The sequence below is a fragment of the Vicinamibacterales bacterium genome, assembly GCA_036504215.1.
Classification (GTDB): Bacteria; Acidobacteriota; Vicinamibacteria; order Vicinamibacterales; family Fen-181; genus FEN-299.
This window is the reverse complement of sequence record DASXVO010000049.1, coordinates 1-24,605: the sequence shown is the minus strand read 5'-3', so window position 1 is coordinate 24,605 and position 24,605 is coordinate 1. Positions and strand designations below refer to the sequence as shown.

Sequence of the window (24,605 nt, the reverse complement as noted above, 5' to 3'; positions counted from 1 at the left end):
ATCCCGCCGCACACGACCGCCCTCGGAGACTGCCATGACTGCCACGAGACGTCAGTTCTTGCACGGCGCCGGCACTGCCGCGCTGGTTGCCGGACTCTCCCGCACGGCTGCCGCGCAGCCCCGATCTGGTGGCCAGGCCATCATCAAACCGCCGCGCCTGAGAGCCGGTGACACCGTTGGCCTCATCGAGCCCGCCAGCGCCACGTTCGAGTCGACCGAGTTGCAGTTCGCGGTCGAGGTTGTCGAGGCGCTCGGCTTGAAAGCCCGGCCCGGCGCGCACGCGCGCGACCGCTACGGCTACCTGGCCGGCAAGGACAAGGACCGTGCGGACGACGTGAACCAGATGTTCGCGGATCCATCGGTCAATGCGATCCTCGCCGTTCGCGGGGGATGGGGCTGCGCGCGCCTGCTGCCGTATATCGACTTCAGCATGATCGCGAAGAACCCGAAGATCCTGATGGGCTACAGCGACCTGACCGCGCTCCTCGTTCCGATCTTCGCAAAGACCGGACTGGTGACGTTCCATGGTCCCGTCGGCATCTCGAAATGGAAACCGTTCAGCGTGGACTATGCGAAGCGGGTGCTCGTGGCCGGCGAGGCGGTGACGTTCGAGAACATCAAGGAGACAGGCGACCAGTTGGTGCAGACCGCGAACCGGATCACGACGATCACGCCCGGCATTGCGCGCGGTCGGATCCTCGGCGGGAACCTGTCGGTGCTGTCTGGGATCGTCGGATCGGGCTACCTGCCGGATTGGACCGGCCGCATCCTGTTCGTCGAGGAAGTCGAGGAGAACATCTACCGGGTGGACCGGATGCTCACGCAGCTCAAGCTCGCGGGGATCCTCGACAGGCTCCGTGGCGTCGTCTTCGGCAACTGCACGAACTGCGGGCCCGGCGAGGGATACGGGTCGCTGACCCTCGAAGAGGTCCTCGGCGATCACGTCAAACCGCTCGGCGTGCCAGCGTGGTACGGGGCGATGATCGGCCACATCGACCGTCAGTTCACGATCGCAGAGGGGATCGAGGTCGAAATCGACGCGACGAAGGGCACGATCCGGATGCTGGAACCCGCGGTGATCTGACTCCCGGCTCCTGACTCCTATTGGCTCAGCTTCACTCCTTCGATCACGTCTCCCTCGAGGATCAGGCCCACGACGTCCATACCGCGGACAACCTCCGCGAAGATGGTGTAGTCGTGGTCGAGGCGCGGCGTGTCGACCAGGTTGATGTAGAACTGCGCGTCGCCGGTGTCGCGACCGCGTGTTGAGGTACCGAGCGTGCCTCGGGTCTGCGAGATGCGGCCGACTTCGTCCGGCATGTATCGCGACGAGCCGGCAAACTCGTTGGCACCGAAACTTCCGCCCTGGATCAGGAAGTTCGGGAGCACGCGATGGAACGTCAGGCCGTTGTAGTAGCCTTCCCGCGCCATCATTTCGAACCGGGCAGATGAAGCCGGGGCGAAATCCGCGAAGAGTCGAAGTTCGAACGACCCGAGGTCCTTGATCGTGACCCTCACTCGTGTCTTCGCCAGACGGGCCACGTCCCCGTCGGTCACCGTCAGCGCAAACCGTCTGCGCGGTGCGGGCGTGGCCTTCACGGGCGCGCCGGTCCAAGCGCTGATCAGGCCCGCCGTGGAGTCCGCGATCTGCGTGTCCGAATCGCTCAGATAGGGGCCGAGCGCGGCCGCCTGGTCGCGTCCACCCAACTCCTTCAGCCGATCCAGGATGGCCTGACGCGGATCCCGGGACGTGTCACTGTCGTCTGCCGTGAGCCGCGCGAGCGCCGCGAGGAGGGCCGGGATTGCCGTCGATCGATCGGGGGTTCCAGACAGCGCGCCGGCCGCCGTCATTACCAGTTGATAGTCCTTCGCGCGCAGGGCCTCGACATAGACCGGGTCCGCCCCGTGCTGGACCGTCTTCGCGAGGCCGCCGACCGCAGCCTCGCGCACGTTGGCGTCCGGGTCGCGGGCGAGGCTCCGCAGCACCGCGGCATCACCCAGTTCGGTTGCCGCGTGCGCCGCGTACATCCGGGCCTGCCACGGCTCAACCTTCAGGAAGTGCTGCAATTCCGGCCTGGCCTGGTCTGGCGCGATCTTCGCCAGCGACACGATCGCGTGTGCGGGGGCGTGCCACCGGTGCATGACAGCAACGCCGGGCGGCGGCGTCTGCATCACCTGCGAGGCAGAGCTGATGCCGACCGCGAGATCGAGCAGGAGATCGGCGGCGCGGTCCTCGGGCCGGCACCCGCGGCCGAGCAGGTCGATCGCCAAGAGCGACACGTGGTCGGCTGTTGCGCCGATCGCCGCCAGGATAGGCTGACAGCCCGCGGTCGCCTGGAACCGACGGCCGTACACGGTCAGTGCCTCGACCCGGACCAGCCACGCCGAGTCCTGCAACCCGCGATCGACCGCAGCCCTGTCGGCTGCCGGTGCCAGCAACGCCAGGCGCCGCACTTGATCGTCCGGGTCGTCGAGTGCGTGCTGCACGGTTGGCAGGTCCACGCCACCCATCGGCAGGAGGGCGCGCATCGCGAGCCGCCGGATGCTGGCGGACTCGTCGGGCGCGGTGCTTCGGCGGGCGGCGGCCAGGCTGGACGTGGCGTCGTGCGTGTCGAGCGCGACGTGCCGCAGGCGGTCAATCGTGTCGTTCGAGAAGCGGTGTCGCTTGGCCTCAAGGCGGGAGAGCGACTCCAGCCCCCGGAGCGCCCCGATCAACGCCGGTGCCGGCACCGCGACCCTGGTCTTCGGCGCGACGCTCAGCGCGAGGATTGACCCCGGCCGTGTCCCCGCGGCGTTCTGGGTCACCGCCACGTTGCGTATCACCTCCGTGCGGGAGGCCACATCGAACAACACGCGCTCGATGTGCGCGATCTCGGCGGGCGGTTCAATCGGCAGACGTCCGAGCGCCTCGCAGATCGCGCCGCGCGCGTCGGCGTCCTTCTCCCCCTGCAGTCGTTCGACGAGCGCCGGTTGGACGCTGGCGGCACACCCGGCATCTCTGCCGCACGTCTGCGCGATCGCGTCTGCCGCCTCGGCGCGAACGCGGGCATTCGTGGCGCCCAGGAGCGGAACCAATCGGTCCTTCAGGGCCGGTCGCTCGAGACGGCCGAGGGCGCGCACCGCGAGAACCTGCATCTCCGGGGTGGCCGACGTCGCCGCCATCACCAGCAATTGCAGTTGATCGGCGGTTGCCGCCCGATCGTACTCGGCCTGCCGGATGGCGGCGCGCGTCATCCCGGGAAGCGGCGGTGCACACTCCGCCCCGCCGACGTTCCAGAGCAGAACCGTCAGGGCCGTAAGGAACAGTGTCAGGTATGGCATCGGCCGCCTTCCGGAAGAACCACTCCGCCAGAGAGATCACTCCGGGAGCAGTCACCATCACCGGTCATTGGCGCGGCAGCGTCGCTCCCGCGTCATGACGACCGCCGTCCCGAGTACTCCAGCATCTGCGCGGTGAAGTCCATAGGGTACGAAATGGCCACGTCCGCGATCGTCCCGGACGCATCGTTCACCGCCTCGAGCCTGGGCATGACGAAGCCGGTGTAGGAGGGGAGTTGCAGTTCCTCGACGCGCGACACGATTTCGTCACGCAGCCGGGCGTCGAAATGGACGCCGTACGTCTCGACGAGCGCCTTGGCGGCCTCGTAGTCGCCCGTCGATTTGATCCGCTGCACGTCGGCGAGCAGCCGCCCGACGCCGTCACGGAACGCCGCGGCGTCGGTCATCACGTAGAACGTCTTGCCTTCGCGCCGCCGTACCTGGATGGCACCGGTATTCGCGATCAGCCAGTGCACGACCAACTGGCGGTTGCGCATGTGGTCTTCTTCGATCTGTGTCCCCTCGCGCATCCGCCGGAGTTGAACGAGCGCGTTCCGCGCGTACGCTTCGTACGCGGTCAGCACGATCTCGTCGCGACTCTCGGCAGGCATCAGGCCGAGTTCGACGAGCTTCGGATCCGGGATGAAATACAGGCCGACGAGGTCCGCGCGCGCCTCTTCCAGCGCGGAGTACTGCTCCTTCAGGGCTCCCTGAGGGTTGCCCTTCAGCCGCTCCTCGACGCGTCCGGATCCGTGGCCGATGACCTCGTGCATGTTGGTCGTGAGCTCGCTTGCGAACGCGCCCCACCGCTCGCCGCGCGCCGCCTCTCCCGCCGTCCACGAGAACTCGCGCCGGTAGGCCGGCGACAACGACTTCTCGTAGGCCTCGGCCACGTTCGAGAGCGACACCGACTTGCTTCCGTGCTGTTCCCTGATCTGCTGGTCGTTCGGCAGGTTGATCCCGACCGGCGTGATGGGGCCGGCGTTTCCCGTCTCGATGACCACGTCGATCGCGCTGGCGGTGACGCCCTGGATCCCCTGCTTGCGGTACGCAAGGTCCCACGGCATGTGGTCCTCGAACCACTGCGCTTCCCGGGCCAGGGCGCGGATCGCTTCGGTCTTGTCCTTGTTGACGTAGAACACGAGGGCTTCCCACGCCGCCTTGACGCCGCGCGCGTCGAGGTACGACTCGACGAACCCGTTGATCGTGTCGACGGGCGACGATCGGTCCGCCACCCACGCGATGTCGTACGCGGCGCGGTCCTCGGACTCTCCCGTTCGATACGACGCGATGAGCGCCCGCAGCGCGGTCGCCATCGCCTGGCTGGCGTAGGGCAGCGCGGCCTCCAGGCACGACACGATGCGCACAATCGCGGCCGAGTAGCGCCCGCCGAGGCGGTACACCTCCTCGACCAGCCCGCCGTCCTTCTTCACCAGCCGCGAGTTCGGCGCGTACCGCTCGTCGAACGCGTCGGCCTCCGCCATGGTCACGCCGCGGTAGAGGTTGTTCGCGCTCGACTCGAGAATGTCTCGCCCCCCACCGGGCGTCTTGCAGGTGCACAGCGGCTCGAACGACGCGTCGAAGAACAGCGGTTCCATCCGTCGGAGCATCACGTCGAGCGACTCGCCCTCGGCCGCCGGAAAGCGGGCGCCGGACTCCGCGGCGGCGCGCGCGGCCGCGGCAAGGTCCGCCGGCGCGCAGTTCAAGACGAACTTCCGCGCGGTGAGGTAGTTGTACGGACCCGTGTTCAGCCAGAAGAGCGTGGTGTATCGCCGGAGTTCGGCGAGCGTGGCCGGCTCGACTCCGTCGGCGTGCGTCAGGATCTCCTCGAGCACCGTCCGCATCTCGAGGCTGTGAGCGTAGCGCTGGTCGTAGAAGATGTCGCGACCGGCGAGCGCCGCATTGTAGAGGTGCCAGATCAGGACCTTTTCACGAAGCGGCAGCGACGCGAACCCGTCCGCATACAGCTGAACGATGGCCGCTTCATCGACGCGCGCGAGCAGGTACGTGCGCTCAGACATCTCGGGGTCCTATGGGGTTGTGACCAGCTACGGAAGCTCAACCGACTCGAGGTAATCCGGAACCCTCACCGGCCACTGCAGCTTCTCGGCGATTTTCCCGGCAAACGTCTCGGCCGTCTGCGGCTCGCCGTGGACGACGAAGGTGAGCTTCGGCGCGCGCTCGAAGCCGGACAGCCAGCGAAGCAGTTCGTCGGAATCGGCGTGCGCCGACATCGAATGGAGTTGAGCGATCTGGGCGTTCACGGGCACCAGCTCGCCGTGGATCTTGACCTCGCGCTCGCCGTTGAGCAGCTTGCGCCCGCGCGTGCCCTCCGCCTGGAACCCGGAGAACAGCACGGTGTTGCGCGGGTTCGGCAGCGTGGCCCTCAGATGGCTGAGCACGCGGCCGCCGGTCGCCATTCCGCTCGACGAGACCACAATCGACGGGATCCGCGACCCGGTCAGCTCTGCCGACTGCTTCGGCGTGGCAATGGCCTGGAACCGTTTCGTCATGAACGCCGACACCTGCCCGCGCATCGTTTGCACGTCCGGGTCCAGTTCGCTTGCGCGCTGCGTGTAGTACTTCAGTGCCTCGAGCGCCATCGGACTGTCGAGGAACACGGGCACGACGGGAATGCGGCCGGCATCTTCCAGCTTCTTCAGCCAGTAGATGATCTCCTCGACGCGGCCAATGGCAAAGGCCGGAATGACCACCTTGCCACCGCGCTTCATCGTGTCGTTGACAATCTGCGCGAGCGCCGCACCGTCGTTGTCGGGTTCGTGGACGCGGTCGCCGTACGTCGATTCGACGAGCAGGATGTCCGCCTCGCGGATCGGCAGGGGATCGGGCAGGATGGGCCGATCGTACCGCCCAATGTCGCCACTGAAGACCACCTGGCGGCCGCCGGCCTCGTCGAGCGAGAGCGTGACGAACGCGGATCCGAGCAGGTGGCCCGAATTGACGAAGCGTACCGTCACACCCTCGGTGACCGGCACGGGCCGATCGAACCCGACGGGCTGCAGGTTGCCGAGCGCGCGGTACGCGTCGGCTTCCGTGAACAGCGGCAGCGCCGGGTCGTGCTTGGTGTAGCCGTGGCGGTTCGCCTCGCGCGCATCCTCCTCGGCAATCCGACCCGCGTCGGGCAGGACGATCCTGCACAGGTCGGCGGTCCCGGGCGTGCAGAAGACGCGGCCGCGAAATCCCTGCGCGAACAGCCGCGGCAGGAACCCGCTGTGATCGATGTGTGCGTGCGTGAGGACGACGGCGTGGATCGTATCGGCGGGAACCGGCAGCGGCTCCCAGTTGCGGAGACGAAGCTCCTTGAGTCCCTGGAACATCCCGCAGTCCACGAGGACGCGGCGATCGTTCACCTCGAGCAGATACTTGGAACCGGTCACGGTGCGCGCGGCACCCAGGAAGGTCAGAGATGGCATTGGGGAACTATAGCGCAAAGATCCCGACCTGCCCTCCTGTGTGCCAGAACAGCACGGTCTCGTGCGCCGCGATCCGGCCCTCGCGGATCCAGCCGATCATGCCGGCCAGGGCCTTCGCCGTGTAGGTGTGGTCGACGACCAGCGCCTGGCTGCGTGCGAGCAGCGACTGCGCCTCGCGCGAGGCCTGGCTCGGGATTCCATAGCCGTCGCCGACGAACCGGTCATCGGCTTCGATCGGTCGGGCCGCCGCGAGGGCGCGCCCATCGATATTCAGCATCTCGCCCATCCCTTCGATGATCGAATGGACGGTGGACTGGATTCCCGCCACGGTTTCGTCGGCGCTGATGCCGATGACGCGCGTCGCGACGGCGTGGAGCGCGCAGCCGGCGACGAGGCCTGCTTGCGTACCTCCCGACGAGGTCGAGTGAAAGATGTAGTCAGGCGGGCTCGGCATCTGCGAGACGAGTTCCCCAATCGCCTTCACGAACCCCAGCGCGCCGAGCGGTGTCGACGCGCCGAGCGGAATGACGACGGGACGATGGCCCTCCAGGCGCAGGCGCTCGGCCGTCGCGGCCATCGTGGGCGCCCGTTCTGCGCGGGAGGCGACGTACTGGATCTCCGCACCGAACAGCGCGTCGAGCAGCGCATTGCCGCTCAAGCGTTCGGGCGGCGTCCCGTTGGCGACAATCACGCACCGCATTCCCAGGCGCGCCGCGGCAGCGGCCGTCACGCGCGCGTGGTTCGACTGCACACCACCGGTCGTGATCAGCGTGTCGGCGCCGTCCGCCTGCGCCCGCGCGACGACCATCTCGAGCTTGCGGACCTTGTTCCCCCCGAATCCGAACGACAGGGCATCGTCCCGCTTGATCAGCAGGTTCGGACCGCCGCCGATCGCGTCGCGAAGACGCGACAACTCCTCGATGGGCGTCGGGTAGTGCGCGAGTGCAAGACGGGGGATGGATCCAAGGGCCTCGAGGGCCCGCTCGTCAGGTCTGGACATGGCCGTATTGTATACTTCGTCGCGCCGTGCTCGACACGGCGAGACGCCCGTGTCACTCGACGAGAAAGCTGCTGTCCGTGAACCTGTTTCTCGACACCCTTCAATCCGGAGCGCTCGTTCTCGCTGCCGAACTGCGGCCCCCGCGGGCCGAACTCGCGTCGGCCGACGGCATGAACGCGTGGATCGACACGTATCACGCGGTCCGCGCGCTGACGCGCCGCAATACGTTTGTCTTCCTGACCGACAGCGCGGTCGGCGTGCCCGAGGAGGACAACCTCCGCCACCTCATCGTCAACCTCGGAGACGATGCCCCGCTCGATCGGGTGGTGCCGTTTCTCACGAGCAAGCATCCGATCGAATACTGCCTGGCCTATGCCGACCGCGCCGGTCAGCACGGCTTCCGATCGCTCGTCGTGCTCGGCGGCGACCGGCGTGTGGGGGTCCCTCGTTCCGTCGAGCACGCGTGGCAACTGCGGGAGGAGATCCGCGGGCACACATCCGATCTCTCCCTCGGCGGCTGGGCGAACCCGTACCGGCACGCCTCGAAGCAGGTGGATTACCTCGTGGACCCGCGTTTCACCGGCGAGTTCTATCTGACACAGGTTGTGTCGCACCACGACCCGGCGCCGGTGGATCGCTTCTTGAGAGAGGCCGACCGCCGCGGTCTCGCGATGCCCGGCGTGTTCGGCGTCTTCTACTACCGCAGCGCAAAGCCCCGGACGCTGGCGCAGTTGCAGGAGTTCATCCCGGTACCGGTCGAGGCGCTGACCCGCGAGTTCGACTCCGGCGCCACGCCGGAGGATGTCTGCGTCCGCACCATCGAGACCATGATGGGTCTCGGCGTGCGGCGTTTCTACATCAGCAACCTCGCGCTCGGTCGGACGCACGAAACGCTGAGCGCGATCACCGAGCGTGTCGGCGCGTCCCGCTGAGCGCCGCGGTCAGGACCCATGCACTATCTCGACACCGTTCCGTTCTCCGGCATCGTCCGCATCAGGGACATGATGTACGCCGTCGACCGGCCGTTCCGCCTGGATCAGGGGGACGTCAGCTTCGATGCGCCCGAAACCGTGAAGGCGGGCATGCGCCAGGCGATCGCCGACAACCGGTCCCACTACCTGCAAACCGCTGGCGTGCCGCGCCTGCAGGAACTGCTCGCCGAGAAACTGCGTACGAGGAACGGCATCCCCGTGGGCGGGCCGGACGACGTGCTGGTCACAAACGGCGGCATCCACGCCCTCTACATCCTGTTCCAGTCGCTGCTCGAACCTGGCGACGAAGTCGTCATTCCCGATCCGCAGTGGCCGCCGACGGCAGGCACCATCCTCAGCGCTCGTGGCACCATCGTCCGGTGCCCGCTTCGCGAGGATCGCGAGTGGCGATTCGATCTCGACGATCTCGCCTCCCGCATCACGTCGAAGACCCGCGTCGTCTACCTGAATTCGCCACACAACCCGACGGGCGGCGTTCTGACTCGCGCCGATGTCGCGGGCGTGGCGGAGTTGGCGCAGCGGCACAACCTCTGGGTCGTGTCCGACGAGGCGTACGAGGATGTCGTGTTCGGCTGCGAGCACATCAGCATCGCTTCCATCGCCGGCATGTACCCGCGCACGATCCCCGTCTTCACCTTCAGCAAGACGTACGCGATGACCGGTCTTCGACTCGGCTACATGGCCGTTGGCGATCCGGCGCTGCGCGATCGCATTCGAAAGATGCTGTTCTTCACCGCGAGCAATGTGTCGTCGGTGGTGCAGTACGGCGGGATTGGCGCACTCGAGGGCTCGCAGGACATCGTCGAGGTCTACCGCGCCGAGCTGGAGGCGCGGCGCGACCTGTTCTACGCGGGCATCGGAGGACTCGACGGTGTGTTCACCGGACGTTCGCCGAGAGGTGCCTTCTATGCCTTCTTGAAGTTCGACGGGAATTGGCGTGCGCGCGCCACGCAACCGCTTCCGCCCGCGCCGCAGGAGGGTGGCGGGTCGGCCTCGGCATCGTGGGAGTTGACCGAGTACCTCATCAGGCAGGGCCGCATCGGCTGCATTCCGGGCGCCGACTTCGGACCTGGCGGCGAAAGACACCTTCGATTCTGCTTCGCCCGCGACCGCGCCGAACTCGAGGGCGCGATCGAGTCCCTGCACCGCCTGTTCGCATAGCACGCGCCGACGGTGATGGGTCGTCCGGGTCAGCGCACGTGCCGGCCGCCGTCGACGCGAATCGTCTCTCCAGTGATGAAATCGTTGTCGATGAGCGCGAGCACGGCTTTGGCGATGGCCTCGCCGCCGCCCCATCGTCCGAGCGGCGTCGCCTTCTCCACCGCCTCGAGTTCGTCGTCGGCGAGTTCCGGCGGGGCGAGAATCGGGCCCGGAGCGATTGCATTGACGAGGATCTGGTCCTCGGCCAGTTCCAGCGCGAGCGCCTCGGTCAGTCCCATGACCGCTTTCTTGGCGACGTAGTAGGCGAGATAGCCCTTGTAGCGCGGCCGCTGGCTGACGACCAGCCAGTCGGCGAAATTGACGATGCGGCCACCACCCGCCGCGCGCATGTGAGGCACGACCGCCTTCGCGCAGGCGAAGGCCGATTTCAGGTCCACGTCGAGGCTTGCCTGCAATGTGTCGACGGTGAGTTGGTCGAACGGCACGGCCCGGTACACCGAGGCCATGCTGACCAGGACGTCGAGACGGCCGAGGTCTGCGACCGTTGCGGCCACGAGCGCTTCGCAGTCGCGCGGCACGGACAGATCCGCCTGCCAGACGACGGCGCGGCGGCCCGCGGCACGCACCGCCTCGGCGGTCGCCTCGGCTTCGTCCTTCGATCTGTTGTAGCTGAGGGCGATGTCTGCGCCCCGCTTCGCCAACTCCGAGGCCACCGTCGCACCGATTCGCCTGGCGCCCGTGATGAGGACAACGCGATCACGCAGGTCCATGGCACCGCTCCCCCACATCTGATTGCGCTATACTCCGCCCGTTCTGGTGATTCTACACGTTCGACACCGAACCCGCAGAGGTTGCAGGGCACCGGCGTGCGGCACTCCGCGAACCTCGCGTTTCGTGTCTCGAACGACAGCGGTGGAAGGAGCACACATGCCCAGCCGTCGCACGTTTCTGCAGCACATGACCCGCAGCGGGGCGGCGGCGGCCGTCGGCCTCGTCGGGTTCCGGGAGGATGCGCTGGCCCGTCTCCACTCGGCGGCAGCGGCGGTGGCGGACCGGTCGCCCCAGGACGTCGCGCAGGACGAGACGTACTGGCGCGAGATCCAGCAGGCGTTCACGCTCGATCGCACGCTGATCAACCTGAACAACGGCGGCGTCTGCCCCAGCCCGCGCGTCGTGCACGAGGCGTTCAAGCGGTATCTCGACATCTCGAACCAGGCGCCGGTCTACCACATGTGGCAGATCCTCGAGCCGGGCATCGAAACCGTGCGGCGGATGCTCGCGGCCGACTTCGGCTGCGACCCGGAGGAGATGGCGATCACGCGCAACGCCAGCGAGGCGCTCGAGATCGCGCAGCTTGGAATCGATCTCCAACCGGGCGACGAGGTCCTGACGACGAATCAGGACTACCCGCGCATGCTCGATACCTGGGAGCAGCGGGTGCGGCGCGACAAGATCAGGCTGACGAAGATCTCGCTGCCCGTGCCCGCCACGAATCTCGAGGAGATCGCCGCGCGCGTCGAACGGGCGATCTCCCCGAGGACGAAGATCATTCATGTCTGCCACGTCGTGAACCTGACGGGCCAGATCTTCCCGGTGCGCGACATCTGCCGCATCGCCCGGGCGCGCGGCATCAGGACGATCGTGGACGGTGCCCATGCCTTCCAGCACTTCCCCTTCAAGCTGCAGGATCTGGAGTGCGACTACTACGGCTGCAGCCTGCACAAGTGGACGCTGGCGCCGGTCGGAACCGGGTTCCTCTATGTCCGCCGGGATCTGATTGCCAGTCTCTGGCCGCTGGCACCGGCAAGCCTGTCGCTCGAGAACAACATCCGCAAGTTCGAGGAGATCGGGACGCACCCGGCGGCCAACCACAACGCGATTGCCGAGGCGCTGGCGTTCCAGCACGGGATCGGCCTCGAACGGAAGGCCGCGCGGTTGCGCTACCTCAAAGAACGGTGGGCGCGCCGACTGGAGAAACTGTCGAGGATCCGGATCAACACGAACCTCGACCCTGCCCACTCCTGCGCGCTGGCCAACGTTGGAATCGACGGCATCGAGCCCGGCGAGCTCTACGGCCATCTCTTCAGGAAATACCGGATCATCACGACGCCGATCGTACACGCCGAGTTCCAGGGCCTGCGGATCACGCCGAACGTCTACACGATGCTGGAGGAGGTGGATACGTTCGCGGAGGCGATGGAAGAGGTGGTGAAGAGGGGGAGCCTGAAATAGGTGCCACGTAGCACGTGGCACCCAGCACTCTGCACCTTTTACCGTCCGCCGACCAGTTTCCCGTCAGTATCGTAGATGTCCAAGGTTCCGAACTTCTTGAGCCCCTCACCGATCTTCTTCCCGTCGCCGACGGCGACGATCTGAAGCCGGGTCGAATCGAAATACTTCCGGGCCGCGGCCTGGATCTGGTCCTGCGTGATCGCCATGATTCGCTCGGGGTACTTGTCCCAGTAGTCCGCGGGCATCCCGTACGCCCAGCTCGTCACGTAGTTGCCGAGGATCGCCGATGGCGTCTCGAGCGACAGCGCGAAATTCGCCACGAGCGAGCGCTTCTTGTCCTGGAATTCCTTGTCGGGAATCCGTTCATCGCGCAGGCGCGCGACTTCCTTCAGGATCTCGGTCAGTGCGGGCTCGGTGACATCGGTCCGCACCTGCGTGCTGGCCCCCCAGTCGCCGCGGTACCGCGGCGTGCTCATCCGGCTATATGCCCCGTACGTGTAGCCCTTCTCCTCGCGCAGGTTCAGGAACAGCCGCCCGGTCGGTCCCCCGCCGATGATCGCGTTGGTCACCGACAGCACGTCGTAGTCGGAGCTCGTCCTCGGGATCGCCTGTGTCCCGACAATGAGGTTCGTCTGCACGGAGTTGGCTCGGTCGACGAGCGACACCTTCCCGGCCGAGATCGCCTCGGGGTCGGCGACATCGGGCTTCGCCAGCCCCTTCTTCGTCCAGGCCGCCAGCTTCGTGTCGAGCTTGGCCTTGATCTCCTTCAACGTCGTGTCGCCGACCACGCCAATGACTGCGTGGTCGGGTGCATATCGGGCGGCGTGAAAGGCAACGAGCGCGTCGCGGGTGATCGTGTCCACGTTCGCGGCCGTCAGCGTGCGGCCGGCAGGGTGTCCACCGTACACCAACCGCGAGAACATCTCGTTGGCGAGCGCCCCCGGGTTCGCGCGCTGCTGCATCAACATCGCTTTGGTGCGCAGCTTGTACCGCGCCAGCTCCTGCTCGGGGAAGGACGGGTTGAGCAGGATGTCGGCAGCGAGATCGAGCACCTGGTCGAGGTTGTCGACCAGGCAGCTCGCGGTGACCCCTGTCGACTCGAACGCCATGTCGCTGTTGATGTTCACGCTTGCGGCCAGCGTCTCGAGTTGCTCGGCAATCTGCTGCGACGTGCGTGTCTTCGTTCCTTCCGACAGCATCGCCGCGACGACGGTTGCCACGCCCGGCATGTCGGCAGGATCGAAATAGCCGCCCGCGCCCCGGATATCGAGGCGTATCGAGATCTGCGGAACGCGGTGATCCTCGAGGACGATGAGGTGCACCCCGTTCACGAGGTCGGCCTGCTGTGCGCGTGGCAACGTGACCTTCAGGATGTCGTTCGACACCGGGGCCCTGCCCTTCAGGACCACCCCCTTGGTGGACGGCGTCTGGGCCGGTGCGTTTTGCGTCGGCACCTGCGCGGAGGTGCCGACCGCTGACAGCGCGACGAGCGCGAGTGCGGTGACTGTACGCGTGAACATTACTCGCCTCCCTTCGTCGCAGCCGCCGGCTTCGGCATGGTGATGACCACGGTCCGATTCTCCGGCGTCAGGTACTTGCCGGCCACCCGCTGGACGTCTGCTGCGGTCACCGCACTAATCTTGCCGAGCTTTGTGTTGATGATGTTCGGATCGTTGTAGTACACCGCGTACTGGGACAGCATGACCGCCCGCTGCAGCGAGCTGGTCAGCCCGCCCAGGAGCGATCGGCGCGCGGAGTTCCGCGCCTTCTGGAGCTCCCAATCCTCGATCGTCCCGGTCTTCACGCGGTCGATCTCGGCATAGACGGCCGCTTCGACGTCGGCCACGTCCTTGCCCGGCGCCACCAGCGCGATCGCCCGGAACTGGCCGGGCCCGCGGCTCTCCAAGGCACCCGCGAACGCCTGGGTCGCCAGTTGCTTCTGCCGCACCACGTTCTCGAAGAACCGGGAACTGCGGCCGCTCGACAACACCGTGCCGAGAACGTTCAACGCCTCGGAGTCGGCCGTGTTGGCCGGCGGGATGTGATACGCGATATCGATCCGCGGCATGCGCACGAGCGGATCGTCGATCGTCAACCGCTTTTCCCTGGTTTGCGCCGGCTCGGTCATGTCCGGTTCGGGCGGCGGCGGCTGCGACGGGATGCCTTCGAAGTACTTCCGGACCTTCGCGAGGCACTCGACGGGCTTGACGTCGCCGACGATGGCGAGCACGGCGTTGTTGGGCGCGTAATACGTTCTGAAGAAGGCCGACACGTCGTCGACCGTCGCCGCCGTCAGGTCCTGCATCGACCCAATCACGGAGTGTCTGTAGCTGGCGTTCTCGTACATCAGACCATCGAGCGCCTCCATCGTCCTGCCGTACGGCTGGTTGTCCACGCTCTGCCGGCGCTCCTCCTGGACGGTGCTGATCTGGTTCTGCAGGTTGTCCTTCGTGATGTCGAGCGACTTCATCCGGTCCGCCTCGAGAAACAGCGCGAGGTCGAGCTGGTTGGCTGGCAGCCGCTCGAAGTAGTTCGTGCGGTCCTTGTTCGTGGACCCATTCATGTCGCCGCCGTTGCCGTAGACCAGCACGAAGTGCTCACCGCTGCCGACGTTCTCGGACCCCTTGAACATCATGTGCTCGAAGAGGTGCGCGAACCCGGTGCGACCGGGACGTTCGTTGCGCGAGCCGACGTTGTAGGTGACTGCGATGGAGAAGGTCGGCGCCGTGTGGTCCTCCGCGATGATCACGCGGAGACCGTTCTCGAGCTTCGCGTCGGTGAACTGCACCCTGGGTGCCGTTGCGGCGCCGAGTGTCACCGTCAAGGCGAGCCCCGCTATCACCGCTGCAGACAACCCACCACGTATCAAACGATTCATAACGGTTCCTCCCTCGCCACAAAGACACCGAGACGCGCACGAAGCGCGCTGGGGACTCGAGCCGTCGTGGCCTTCGCGTGCTCAGTGGTTGTCGTTCTCGTCGTCGTCGGCAATCCGTTTCACCCATGCCGCGCGACGGGGTGGCGGCATCAGGCTCGACGCGCCGCGCACCGATTGCCAGATCACCTCGTTCAGCAACAGATCCGGCGCGCGGTCGGGGGCGCTGAAGTCCATCCGGGCGGACGCCGCCGCGCCCGGCGCGTGTCGCTGGTTCCTGTCCCCGAGAGGCACCCGCGCCGCCACGGCCTGGAACGGCCTCAAATCGGCCTTGCCGGTGAACGCCCGGTAGATCGGCGCTGCCGCCGCGTCGTACTGGCTCATCGGGGGCAAGCCGAGAATCAACTCGATGGTCCGCAGGACGCCGCAGGTCGTGTAGAGCGTGTGATCGATCGTGCGGCGCTTGACGAACGGGCTCACGACGACGAGGACGGACCGGTGCGCGTCCACGTGATCCGGCCCGTTCTGCGCGTCGTCTTCCAGCACGAAGACCGCCGAGTTCTTCCAGTAACGGCTGTGCGAAATCGCGTCGATGATACGGCCGAGCGCGAGGTCGTTGTCCGCAATCATCGCGCGTGGGGTGTGCGACCCGGCTCGCGTGCCGGCGGTGTGGTCGCGCGGCAGTCGGATGATCGACAGGCGGGGCAGCTTGCCGTTCTGCTCGAACTGACGGAATTCCTTCAGCCAGATGTCGGCGCGCACCTGATCGGTGATGTCCATGTCGAACGGCGGGAACTCGGGGTGCACCAACCCCTCGAGCCCTGGCACGGTGGCTTTGAGCGGGGAGACCTTGTCCTCGAAGTCCGTGCCGTGCTGCACGAACTCGCCGTAGCTGCGCACGGTGAGGTTCGCCCGGCGTGCCGCGTCCCAGATATAGCCCTGCGACGGCGCGGCCAGGTTGCCGTAGGCGTTCCGCATCTGCCCGCCACCCTCGCTCAGATACCGGCCGCCCCGGCCGCCGTAGTTGGTCGGCCAGATCTTCTCGACGACGTCGGTCGCGTACGCGGCGGTCGAGAACGCATGGCCGTCGTAACTCACCTCGGCATCGACGAAGAAGTTGTCGAAGAGCGCGAAATTCTGAACGAGGGCGTGCACGTTCGGCGTCACGTCGGCACCGAACAGACAGAGCGACGGGTCGCCGTCTCCGCCTTTCACGTCGCCGAGGACCTGGTCGTACGTGCGGTTCTCCCGAATGATGTAGAACACGTGCTTGATCGGCGACGGACGGCCGACGACCGTCGGAATCGCCGTGCCAAGCGGAGCCCCCGACGGCGCCAGCCGCTTGACGTCCGTGTAGGGTGTGAGCGAGAGGACGCGCTTGGTCAACTGCGACAGCGTCTTCGCGTCCGGCACGGACACCTCTGAAATCGAGCCGATCAGCAGCCCCGCGATGTACTGGTCGTTGCGCCCGGTCGTCGGATGTGGGCCGCCTGGATTCGCCTTTGACGTCAGTCCTTTCCCTGAGAGCACGTAGAACCGGGATGCCTTCGCGTCGAAACCCACCGCCGTGGGATACCAGCCGGTTGGGATGAAGCCCTTCACCCGGCTCTGCCCGGCCTTCGAGACATCGACAACCGCCAGCGCGTTGTTGTCGGCGTTGGCGACCAGGAGCGTGCGGCCATCCGGCGACAGCGCCAGGGCGTTCGGGGTCGTGCCCGCCGGCGCCTTCGGGTATAGCGCCACCCCGATCTGTTCGGTGGCCGCGAGCGAGCCTGCGTCCACCACCCAGACGGCATTCGTGTTGGCGCAGGCGACGAACAGCCGCTGGCCGTCATGCGAGAGCGCCATCGCGTTCGGGTGTTCGCCGACCGCTGCCTCGCCCACAAGCGTCAGGGTCGACGCGTCGAACACGAGCACCTTCGCACCGCCCCATAGCGACACGAACAGCCGCCTTCCGTCCGGCGCCAGAAGGCACGCGTAGGCTTCGGCCGCGAGGTCCACCGTCTTCTCGACCGTCCCCCGATCGAGATCGATCGTGAGGAGCGCCTGCTCGAGCGGGCGCGTCGCGAACAACCGGCGCCCCTGCGCGTCCACCGCGAGGCCGCCGCCAAGGCCCGTCTTCGATGGCGGCAGCGCGAAGGTCCGGAGCGGCGTCAGCGTCCCGTCCTCGAACCCGAATTCCGAGACGATGGCCTGGCCCGTGGTGTAGAGTCGCTTGCCGTCGGGATGCCAGACGAGACCCAGCCACGCGAAGTCGATCGGCAGCGTGCTCCTGATCGTGAACGTGCGGCTGTCCACCACCACAAGCGAAGGCGTGGCGTAGCCGTTGTTGGAGACAATCAGGTACCGGCCGTCCGGCGAGGGGACGAACGCCATCGGAAAATCGCCCACCGGGAGGTGGCGTCCAGCCGGTGCGATCCGCCAACCGTTGGGCAGCAGTGTCGCGCCGTCCTCGACGGGACCCGGCCGGCGCACCGTATCGGCGGCCCGTTGGGCGACGGGAGTGAGAGCCAGATAACCAGACAGGAAGAGCGCGGCAGTCATCAGACCGACAATCGAGTTCTTCATCGATGGGCGCCTCGGGGCGAGGACAGATGTATCACGGTGGGAGAGGAGGATCAAATGTTCTGGACCCGCCAGCTTACCGCCCTTCCGTCTTCCCGCCCACCGGGCACAGACGTATAGTATGGAACTCGAACCCATGCCAGACGACGTGAAGGACCAACGCCACCCTCCCGAACTCGACGGGCCGGCCTCCGAGCCGACCGAGCCGGCCGACGGGATTGCCCCTGACTCGGAAAGCCCGACAGGCCTGGGGACTGCGCTGAAGACCGGGGTTCTCTGGCTTGTCGGACACAGCCCACATCTCCTCCCTGCCATTGTCATCATCCTCGTGGTCGCCTTCACGTGGGGCGCGCTGCGCGAGATCCACCCACGCCAGGTTCGCGATGCCTTCCACAAGCTCGACTCGTGGTGGCTCGCGGTTGCCGCGCTCGCCACGCTGCTCAACATCGGCGTCATGGGTTTGTACGACGTCATTGCGTTCAGCCACACGCGGTCGCGCTGGACCGAGCGTTGGCGATATGGGGCGGTGTCGTTCGCCTGGAGCAACTTCCTGACACTCGGCCCGCTGGCGGGCCCGGCTATTCGGTTCTGGCTCTACCGCCCCGCGGTGGACAAGCCGTCCGATCTCGAAGGCGGGGTGGTCTCGATTGCCACTGCCTTCACCGCGGGTCTCGCCGGATGGACGCTCGCGTCGCTCGCAGTTCCGCAGGCCGGCAACCCGTTCTGGAACGGCGTGTTGGTCGCGGTCGCGTTCGTCTTCGTGTTGATCGCCGTTCACATCGCCCGCGCCATCGTCGATCGGATTGAGCGGTTCGCCACACCGAGCGGCGGGGCGATCAGCGCCCTTCAGCTCACGCTCGTCGGCTGGCTGGACTGGTTGCTGGCCTCGCTCGCGTACATGGCCTGCATCCGGTCGACGGGCGCCGAGCAGCCGGTTATCGAGTCGATTCGGTCGTTCTTTCTCGGCCAGGCCATTGGCCTCGTCAGTTTCGTGCCCGGCGGGTTCGGCAGCAGCGATGCGTTCTGGATTGCGCACCTTCCCGCCTCGAGCAGCGTGGCCACGGCAGCGCTGCTGGCCTACCGCCTGATCTACTACATCGTGCCGTGGGCCATGGCCTCGCTGCTACTGCTCAGTTGGGCTACCCACCGCGCCACCAAACGCGTCGAACTCGCCCGGCGCCTCATGGCAGGCATCGTCGGGGCCGCGGGGCTGTTGATCCTGCTGAGCACCGCGTCGCCGGCCATTCGGATGCGGTTCACCGCCCTCGACGAACTCGTGCCCGTGCCCATCGTCGAGGTTTCGCACGTCGCGGCCGCCGCGACCGGCGTGCTCCTGCTGGTGCTGGCGCGTGGCCTGTCGCGGGGCTACGCGGCCGCGTGCCACGCCACCGTCATTCTCCTCGTGCTGGCCGCGGTGTCCGCGATTCTCAAGGGGCTGGACTGGGAGGAGGCGGTCATCCTCGGGCTGGTTGGCGTCCTCGTGGCGTCGCAGCGCCCGTTGTTCTCGCGGCCGAGCCGCGGTGACTGGGTGGAATCGCGCGATGTGGGCGTGGCCTTCATCGCGCTGCTGGTGTTCATCGTCTTCGGCATCTTCGCGCACCGCGTCGAGACACAGACGATCCACCAGGTCGTCCTGTACCGCAGCCCGCGATGGTTCGACGTGGAACGGAGCCGGTTCCTGCGTTCGGCGATCTCGCTCATCCTCGCCGTGGGCGCGGGCGCGGCGTACGTCCTGATGCGCGTGCCCGTGCGGTTCACGCGGTTGAAGGAACAGGACATCGATCGCGCCCTCGACCTGCACGAGGCGATCGGATCCGAGAGCACGCCGCTGATGGTCGCCAACGGCGACAAGGACGTCTTCGTGGACGGCGCGCGCGGTTTCTGTCTCTACCGCACGATCGGCCCGTATCTGGTCGTCTTCTCGGACCCGGACGTGCGTGGCACCGCCGACCGCGGACCATTCCTCGACGCGCTCTTCGCGTTCGCCGGCGAACTCGACCGCCGTCCCGTGTTCTACCAGGTATCGCTCAACTGGATCCCGCCGCTGCACGACCGGGGCTACGCGTTCTTCAAGCTGGGGGAGGAGGCTCACGTTGCGCTCGAGACGGTGACGCTCGAGGGACGGGCCGGCAAGGAGTACCGACAGTTCCTGCGGCGGGCCGACCGCGATCAGGTGCGCTTTCGGGTCCTGCCTCCGTTCGAGGTCGAGCGCCGGTTGCCGGTCCTGGCCGAGATCTCGGCCGATTGGCTGGAGAGCAAGGGCGTCAAGGAACGACAATTCTCGATCGGCTTTTTCGATCCCGACTACATCAAGCGCTTTCCGTGCGCCGTCGTCGAGGATCAGACCGGCCGGATCATCGCGTTTGCGAATATCCTGGCCGGCCCGCGCCGCGGGGAGTTGTCGATCGACCTGATGCGCTACCGGACCGATGCGCCACGCGTGATGGACTTCATGTTTACGTCGCTGTTCCTCTACGGCAAGGAACGGGGCTACAAACGGTTCAACATGGGCATGGCGCCGCTGTCGAGCGTGGGCGAGTTCCGCGGCGCCCACACCCGCGAACGTCTCGCCAACCTCTTCTTCCAGCACGGCGAGAACTGGTACAATTTCCAGGGGCTTCGCCTCTACAAGGAGAAGTTCGGCCCCGAGTGGGTCCCCCGTTACATGGCCTACCAGAACCCCTGGGAGTGGCCGGTCGCCATCACCTACGTCAGCGCGCTGATTGCGGGAGGGTGGGGGCGGGTGTTGAGACGGAGATAAGTGCTCGGTGCTACGTGCACTTTGCACTTCTCTCAGGCTTCATCCTTCAAGTCCAGCCCAAACCGCTCCGCCATCCGGTACAGCGTCCTTCGGTCAATCCCCATGATTTCGGCCGCCTTCGTGCGGTTCCCGCTGACCATCTCGAGGACGTGCAGCAGGTAGCGCCGTTCGATCTCTTCGAGGGGCGGCAGGCCGCTGAACAGTTTGTCGCTCAGTTCGGGCGGCGTGCCGTGGAAGGCGGGGGGAAGGTCGCCGGCGTCGATTATCGTGCCGCGGCTGAAGAGCACCAGCCGCTCCACGGTGTTCTCCAGTTCCCGCACATTCCCCGGCCAACCGTACGCCGCCAGCGCGTCGAGCGCGGCCGGTGTGAACTCCACCTGGCGGCCGGCGCGGCTGCACGCGTTCAGCAGGAACTGTCCGACGAGCAGCGGAATGTCCGCCCGGCGTTCGCGCAGTGGCGGCACGCGAATGACGATCACGCTCAGGCGGTAGAAGAGATCCTGCCGGAAGCGCTGGTCGGCCACTTCCTTCTCGAGTTCGACGTTGGTCGCCGCAACGATGCGAATGTCGACTTTGGTGGGCCGGCTCGCGCCGACTGGTCGAATTTCCCCCTCTTCGAGCACTCGCAGGAGTTTCACCTGGAGGGCGGGTGACGTCTCGCCAATCTCGTCGAGGAACACCGTGCCACCGTTCGCCTGCTCGAAGATACCCTTGGTGTCGCTCACAGCGCCGGTGAACGACCCGCGGACGTGGCCGAACAGCTCGGACTCGAGCAGGCTCTCGGTGATCGCGCCGCAGTTCACCGGGACGAATGGCCGGTTGTTCCTATGCCCGTGGAAGTGGACGGCGCGCGCCACCAGTTCCTTGCCGGTGCCGCTCTCGCCGATGATGAGCACCGGCACCACCGCGTCGGCGGCATGCGCAATCTGCTTGTAGACGGCGAGCATCGGCGCCGTTCGCCCGAGCAGTCCAGGCGGCCGCACGTCGCGCGTCGGAGCCGCACCGCCCCTCCGCGGCCCGGTCTGTGCCAGCGCGCGCTCGACGGTGGCCTTCACCTCGCTGATGTCGAACGGCTTGCTGATGTAATCGAAGGCTCCGGCCCTGACGGCGTCGATGGCCGTTTCAAGCGTGCCAAACCCGCTGATGAGCAGCACCTGGCCGCCCGGGTTCGACTCGCGGAATGCGCGGAGGATGTCGAGCCCAGACTTCTCGGCGTTCAGGTTGATGTCCGAAATCACGAGGTCGAAGACGTGCTCGTGCACCAGGGACAGTGCGCTCTGCGGGTCGTACGCCGCGTCGATCTCGCGGTCCGGCCCCTCGAGCAACTCGGCCATGAATCGGCACGTCTCACGGTCATCATCGACAATCAGTATTCTTGGCATAGCCGCCTGATTCGCCTCTCCGCCTCATACTGAACACGGAGGTCGCAGAGACCGCCGAGAACAAAGCCACAAAGACACGGAGGACACCGAGGCTCCAGTCCCCGCGCCCTCTGCGGCTGCCGTTCATCCTTCATCCTTCATCCTTCATCCTTCTGCCTTCTGCCTCCTGCCTTCCTCCTTCCTGCCTTCCTCCTTCCTCCTTCATCCTTCATCCTTCATCCTTCATCCTTCCAATGTCGCCGCCGGCAGTTCGATCGTGAACACCGAGCCGACACCGACATCGCTCTTGACGCTGATCGTGCCGCCATGGCCCGCGACGACTTCACGCGTGATGCTCAAGCCAAGGCCGGTGCCGCGGCCCGCCTCCTTGGTTGTCACCCACGGGTCGAAGATGCGCGGCAGCAACTCCGGGGCGATGCCGGTGCCGGTGTCCGCCACCTGGATGCGCACAGCACCCTGTTCGGTCGCAGCCACGGTCATCGACGTCACCCCGCCCGCCGGCATCGCATCGAGGCTGTTCGTCACGAGGTTCAACAGCGCCAATTCGAGCTGCACCGCGTCCGCCATCACCGGCGGCACGGTCGACACGCTGAGATCGAGCTTCACGCCGAGCGCGTCCAGTTTCGGCCGCGCCACCGCGCTGACACGCCGCGCGAGCTGTCCGATGTCCGTCAATTCCTTCGGGATCGGCCGCCTCGCGTGATCGAGCATCGTCCGCACGATCGTGGTGACCTTGGCAATCTGCTCCTGCACGATCTCCAGCCGGCGCGTCACCCGCGAATCGCGGCCCTCCTCCTCGCGAATCATCTGCACGTAGCCGGAGATGAGGTTGAGCGGCGTCCCCACCTGGTGCGCGACGTTGGCGGCCATGTGTCCGACGGCGGCCAGTTGGTCGGCCCGCGCCAACGCCTCGCGAAGCGAGAACACCCGCTGGTAGCTCTCCACCAGTTCCTCGTTCTTCGCCCGGAGCTCGCTCGTTGCCTCGCGCACGCGCTCCTGCAAGGCCTCGTTGAATCCTTCCATCTGCGCGAGCATCTCGTTCAACCCGTCGGCGACGACGCCAATTTCGTCGGGACGCGCGACGGGCGCGCGCGCCCCCAGGTCACCGGCGCTCACCCGCTGCATCGTCTTGCGAATGCCGGCGATCGGTTTGTGAATCAGCCGGCGCGTGAGCAGGTCCAGAACCAACGTCACGAGGATGATGGCCGCTGGCACGAACCAGACGACGACGATGCGCCCTTGCCGGCGGAGTTCCTCGACGGCCGCGAACGAATAGGTGGCGACGACGGCGCCCCATACACGATCGTTTCGCTTGGTGGGAACGCCGACGAGGTGGATCTGTGCCCGCAACTCGGAGTGCACGACGTCGTCGCGCTTTGCCACCTGACGCGCAAGGCTCAGCGCCTCGCTGCCCTCGGCGGATGAGGTGCTGGCGACGAGCGTCGGTTCGCTGTTCTCGACGCTGATGACCGAGATAGCGCGGATCGACGGGAACGCATACGTGAACTCGCGCAGGCTTTCAGCCAGGTCCTCGCGTCTGGTCGGTTCCTCGCCAATCTCGACGTCGTCGGCCACCGCCTGCGCAGTCGAGCGTGCAATTTCGATGAGATCGCTCCTGATGCTCGATTCGAAGACTCGGAGCTCGAGGTAGCCGGACGCGCCCACGACCACCGTGACGACCAGCGCCACGAGCAGCGGCAGGCGAACCCGCAGCGGCACCAACAAGGTTGCCACGGTGGGGCGGGATTGCCGGTTGACGGTCACGACCTTGGCGGTGGTGTCGGTCATGTAAGTCCCTGCGTAAGAGTAATTTATACCATTCCGTCCCGCGAGGCCAGCCTGGTACGTCCTTTGTGTATGCAGGGAATGCCGACCGTCCACCGGGCGGCGGCTGTTGAGTCAACATCCATCACTGGAGGCTATCCGATGCGCCGTATCTTCACTGTTCTGACCGCCGCGTTCGCTGTTGTCGCGTTCAGCTCGCTCGTTCTCGCCCAGACGACTCCTCAGACCGAGAAGCCGAAGGCTGCCGCCGAGAAGACCGTCAAGGCTGAGAAGGCCGCCGTGGCCAAGACCGAGCAGGCTGCCGCGAAGACCGAGAAGGTCGAGAAGGCTGTTGCGAAGAAGGCTCCTCTGAGCGCCAGCGGCAAGGTTGCCAAGTACGACGACGCGACCAAGACCGTGACCGTGACGACGAAGAAGGGTGACGAGAACTTCGCGGTGACCGCGGACACCAAGATCATGGCCGGGACGAAGGTTGTGGCGGCCGCCGACATCACGGGCAAGACCGTAAAGGTTGCCTTCACCGAGGCCGATGGCAAGATGACGGCGACCAAGATCACGATCGCTGCCGAAAAGGCCGCGCCTGCCAAGACCGAGAAGAAGGACGAGCCCAAGAAGGAAGAGGCCAAGAAGTAGTCTTGCGCGGGGCTGCAGAGCCTCGCCGGACGGCTTCAGGCCGCTGACGGTCCTCGGACTGGCTTTCTGTGATGATTCGGTTCACCGGCCTCCCCTTGGAAGAGGGGAGGTCGGCGGATCGAGGCAGGAAGCGGGGGTTCGAGGGCCGTTTTGCTTTGTACGGAGGGCTCTCGGCGTCGGGCTCTGGCTCCTCCGTCAGAGCCCGGCAGCGGCAGCCGCCCGCTCCGCGTCCGGCACTCCCACCACCAGGCTCGCCATCGGCTGTCCATCGATGGCCGTGGCGTAGAGATACTCCATGTTGATCCCCGCCTCGGCAATCAATCGCGTGACACGCAACAGCGCGCCGGGGTCGTTGGGCGCTGTCGTGTAGATGACCTCCCGTTCCTCGACGTGGTAATTGTGCTCGCGGAGCACGGCGGCCGCGTGGGTCGGGTTGTCCACGATGATCCGCACCACGAGGGGACCAG

The 24,605-nt window shown here is 66.5% G+C and carries 17 protein-coding genes; 6 read left to right on the top strand and 11 right to left on the bottom strand.

Annotated elements, in window-relative coordinates:
• Positions 1-34 precede the first annotated feature (34 nt).
• Positions 35-1,084 (top strand): LD-carboxypeptidase, encoded by a 1,050-nt coding sequence (locus VGK32_14260; GenBank protein ID HEY3382935.1) that lies wholly within the window; start codon positions 35-37, stop codon positions 1,082-1,084.
• 17 nt (positions 1,085-1,101) lie between these two features.
• Here VGK32_14260 and VGK32_14255 read toward each other — a convergent pair whose 3' ends face one another.
• From VGK32_14255 to VGK32_14240, 4 genes are all read right to left on the bottom strand, one after another.
• Entirely contained in the window at positions 1,102-3,321 is a 2,220-nt protein-coding gene (locus tag VGK32_14255) for a peptidylprolyl isomerase (protein ID HEY3382934.1), read from the bottom strand.
• Positions 3,322-3,413: 92 nt separating this feature from the next.
• Positions 3,414-5,339, bottom strand: a complete 1,926-nt coding sequence (locus tag VGK32_14250; protein ID HEY3382933.1) for a hypothetical protein — start codon at positions 5,337-5,339, stop codon at positions 3,414-3,416.
• A 27-nt stretch (positions 5,340-5,366) separates the two neighbouring features.
• Positions 5,367-6,752, bottom strand: coding sequence for an MBL fold metallo-hydrolase (locus VGK32_14245; GenBank protein ID HEY3382932.1), 1,386 nt, complete (start codon positions 6,750-6,752; stop codon positions 5,367-5,369).
• Positions 6,753-6,759: 7 nt separating this feature from the next.
• Positions 6,760-7,752, bottom strand: coding sequence for a D-cysteine desulfhydrase family protein (locus VGK32_14240; protein HEY3382931.1), 993 nt, complete (start codon positions 7,750-7,752; stop codon positions 6,760-6,762).
• A 77-nt stretch (positions 7,753-7,829) separates the two neighbouring features.
• Here VGK32_14240 and VGK32_14235 point away from each other — a divergent pair, with 77 nt between their 5' ends.
• Both VGK32_14235 and VGK32_14230 read left to right on the top strand, forming a co-directional pair.
• Positions 7,830-8,684 (top strand): hypothetical protein, encoded by an 855-nt coding sequence (locus tag VGK32_14235; protein HEY3382930.1) that lies wholly within the window; start codon positions 7,830-7,832, stop codon positions 8,682-8,684.
• A gap of 18 nt (positions 8,685-8,702) precedes the next feature.
• Positions 8,703-9,905: a pyridoxal phosphate-dependent aminotransferase gene (locus tag VGK32_14230; protein ID HEY3382929.1), complete on the top strand. Its 1,203-nt coding sequence runs from the start codon at positions 8,703-8,705 to the stop codon at positions 9,903-9,905.
• 29 nt (positions 9,906-9,934) lie between these two features.
• On the opposite strand, the gene VGK32_14225 is transcribed toward VGK32_14230, so the two are convergent.
• On the bottom strand, positions 9,935-10,675 hold the full coding sequence (locus tag VGK32_14225; protein ID HEY3382928.1) for an SDR family oxidoreductase: 741 nt from the start codon (positions 10,673-10,675) through the stop codon (positions 9,935-9,937).
• A 157-nt stretch (positions 10,676-10,832) separates the two neighbouring features.
• Here VGK32_14225 and VGK32_14220 point away from each other — a divergent pair, with 157 nt between their 5' ends.
• The gene (locus VGK32_14220; protein ID HEY3382927.1) at positions 10,833-12,137 is read left to right on the top strand and encodes an aminotransferase class V-fold PLP-dependent enzyme; all 1,305 of its coding nucleotides are present in this window, start codon (positions 10,833-10,835) and stop codon (positions 12,135-12,137) included.
• 38 nt (positions 12,138-12,175) lie between these two features.
• On the opposite strand, the gene VGK32_14215 is transcribed toward VGK32_14220, so the two are convergent.
• The 3 genes from VGK32_14215 to VGK32_14205 form a co-directional block, all read right to left on the bottom strand.
• Positions 12,176-13,657, bottom strand: a complete 1,482-nt coding sequence (locus VGK32_14215) for a pitrilysin family protein (protein ID HEY3382926.1) — start codon at positions 13,655-13,657, stop codon at positions 12,176-12,178.
• Positions 13,657-15,015: a pitrilysin family protein gene (locus tag VGK32_14210; GenBank protein ID HEY3382925.1), complete on the bottom strand. Its 1,359-nt coding sequence runs from the start codon at positions 15,013-15,015 to the stop codon at positions 13,657-13,659. Before VGK32_14210 ends, VGK32_14215 begins: the two co-directional genes overlap by 1 nt.
• An 81-nt stretch (positions 15,016-15,096) precedes the next feature.
• The gene (locus VGK32_14205) at positions 15,097-17,580 is read right to left on the bottom strand and encodes a bifunctional YncE family protein/alkaline phosphatase family protein (GenBank protein HEY3382924.1); all 2,484 of its coding nucleotides are present in this window, start codon (positions 17,578-17,580) and stop codon (positions 15,097-15,099) included.
• Between the two features lie 118 nt (positions 17,581-17,698).
• Between VGK32_14205 and mprF the strand changes: the two genes are divergently transcribed.
• On the top strand, positions 17,699-20,338 hold the full coding sequence (mprF, locus tag VGK32_14200) for a bifunctional lysylphosphatidylglycerol flippase/synthetase MprF (GenBank protein ID HEY3382923.1): 2,640 nt from the start codon (positions 17,699-17,701) through the stop codon (positions 20,336-20,338).
• Between the two features lie 32 nt (positions 20,339-20,370).
• Here the strand turns inward: mprF and VGK32_14195 are convergent, their stop codons facing one another.
• Positions 20,371-21,720 (bottom strand): sigma-54 dependent transcriptional regulator, encoded by a 1,350-nt coding sequence (locus VGK32_14195; protein HEY3382922.1) that lies wholly within the window; start codon positions 21,718-21,720, stop codon positions 20,371-20,373.
• A 222-nt stretch (positions 21,721-21,942) separates the two neighbouring features.
• On the bottom strand, positions 21,943-23,508 hold the full coding sequence (locus VGK32_14190) for an ATP-binding protein (GenBank protein HEY3382921.1): 1,566 nt from the start codon (positions 23,506-23,508) through the stop codon (positions 21,943-21,945).
• 138 nt (positions 23,509-23,646) lie between these two features.
• Between VGK32_14190 and VGK32_14185 the strand changes: the two genes are divergently transcribed.
• Positions 23,647-24,138: a hypothetical protein gene (locus VGK32_14185; protein HEY3382920.1), complete on the top strand. Its 492-nt coding sequence runs from the start codon at positions 23,647-23,649 to the stop codon at positions 24,136-24,138.
• A 195-nt stretch (positions 24,139-24,333) separates the two neighbouring features.
• Here VGK32_14185 and VGK32_14180 read toward each other — a convergent pair.
• Positions 24,334-24,605 (bottom strand): hypothetical protein (locus tag VGK32_14180; protein ID HEY3382919.1); only part of this gene is annotated, 272 nt, incomplete at its 5' end.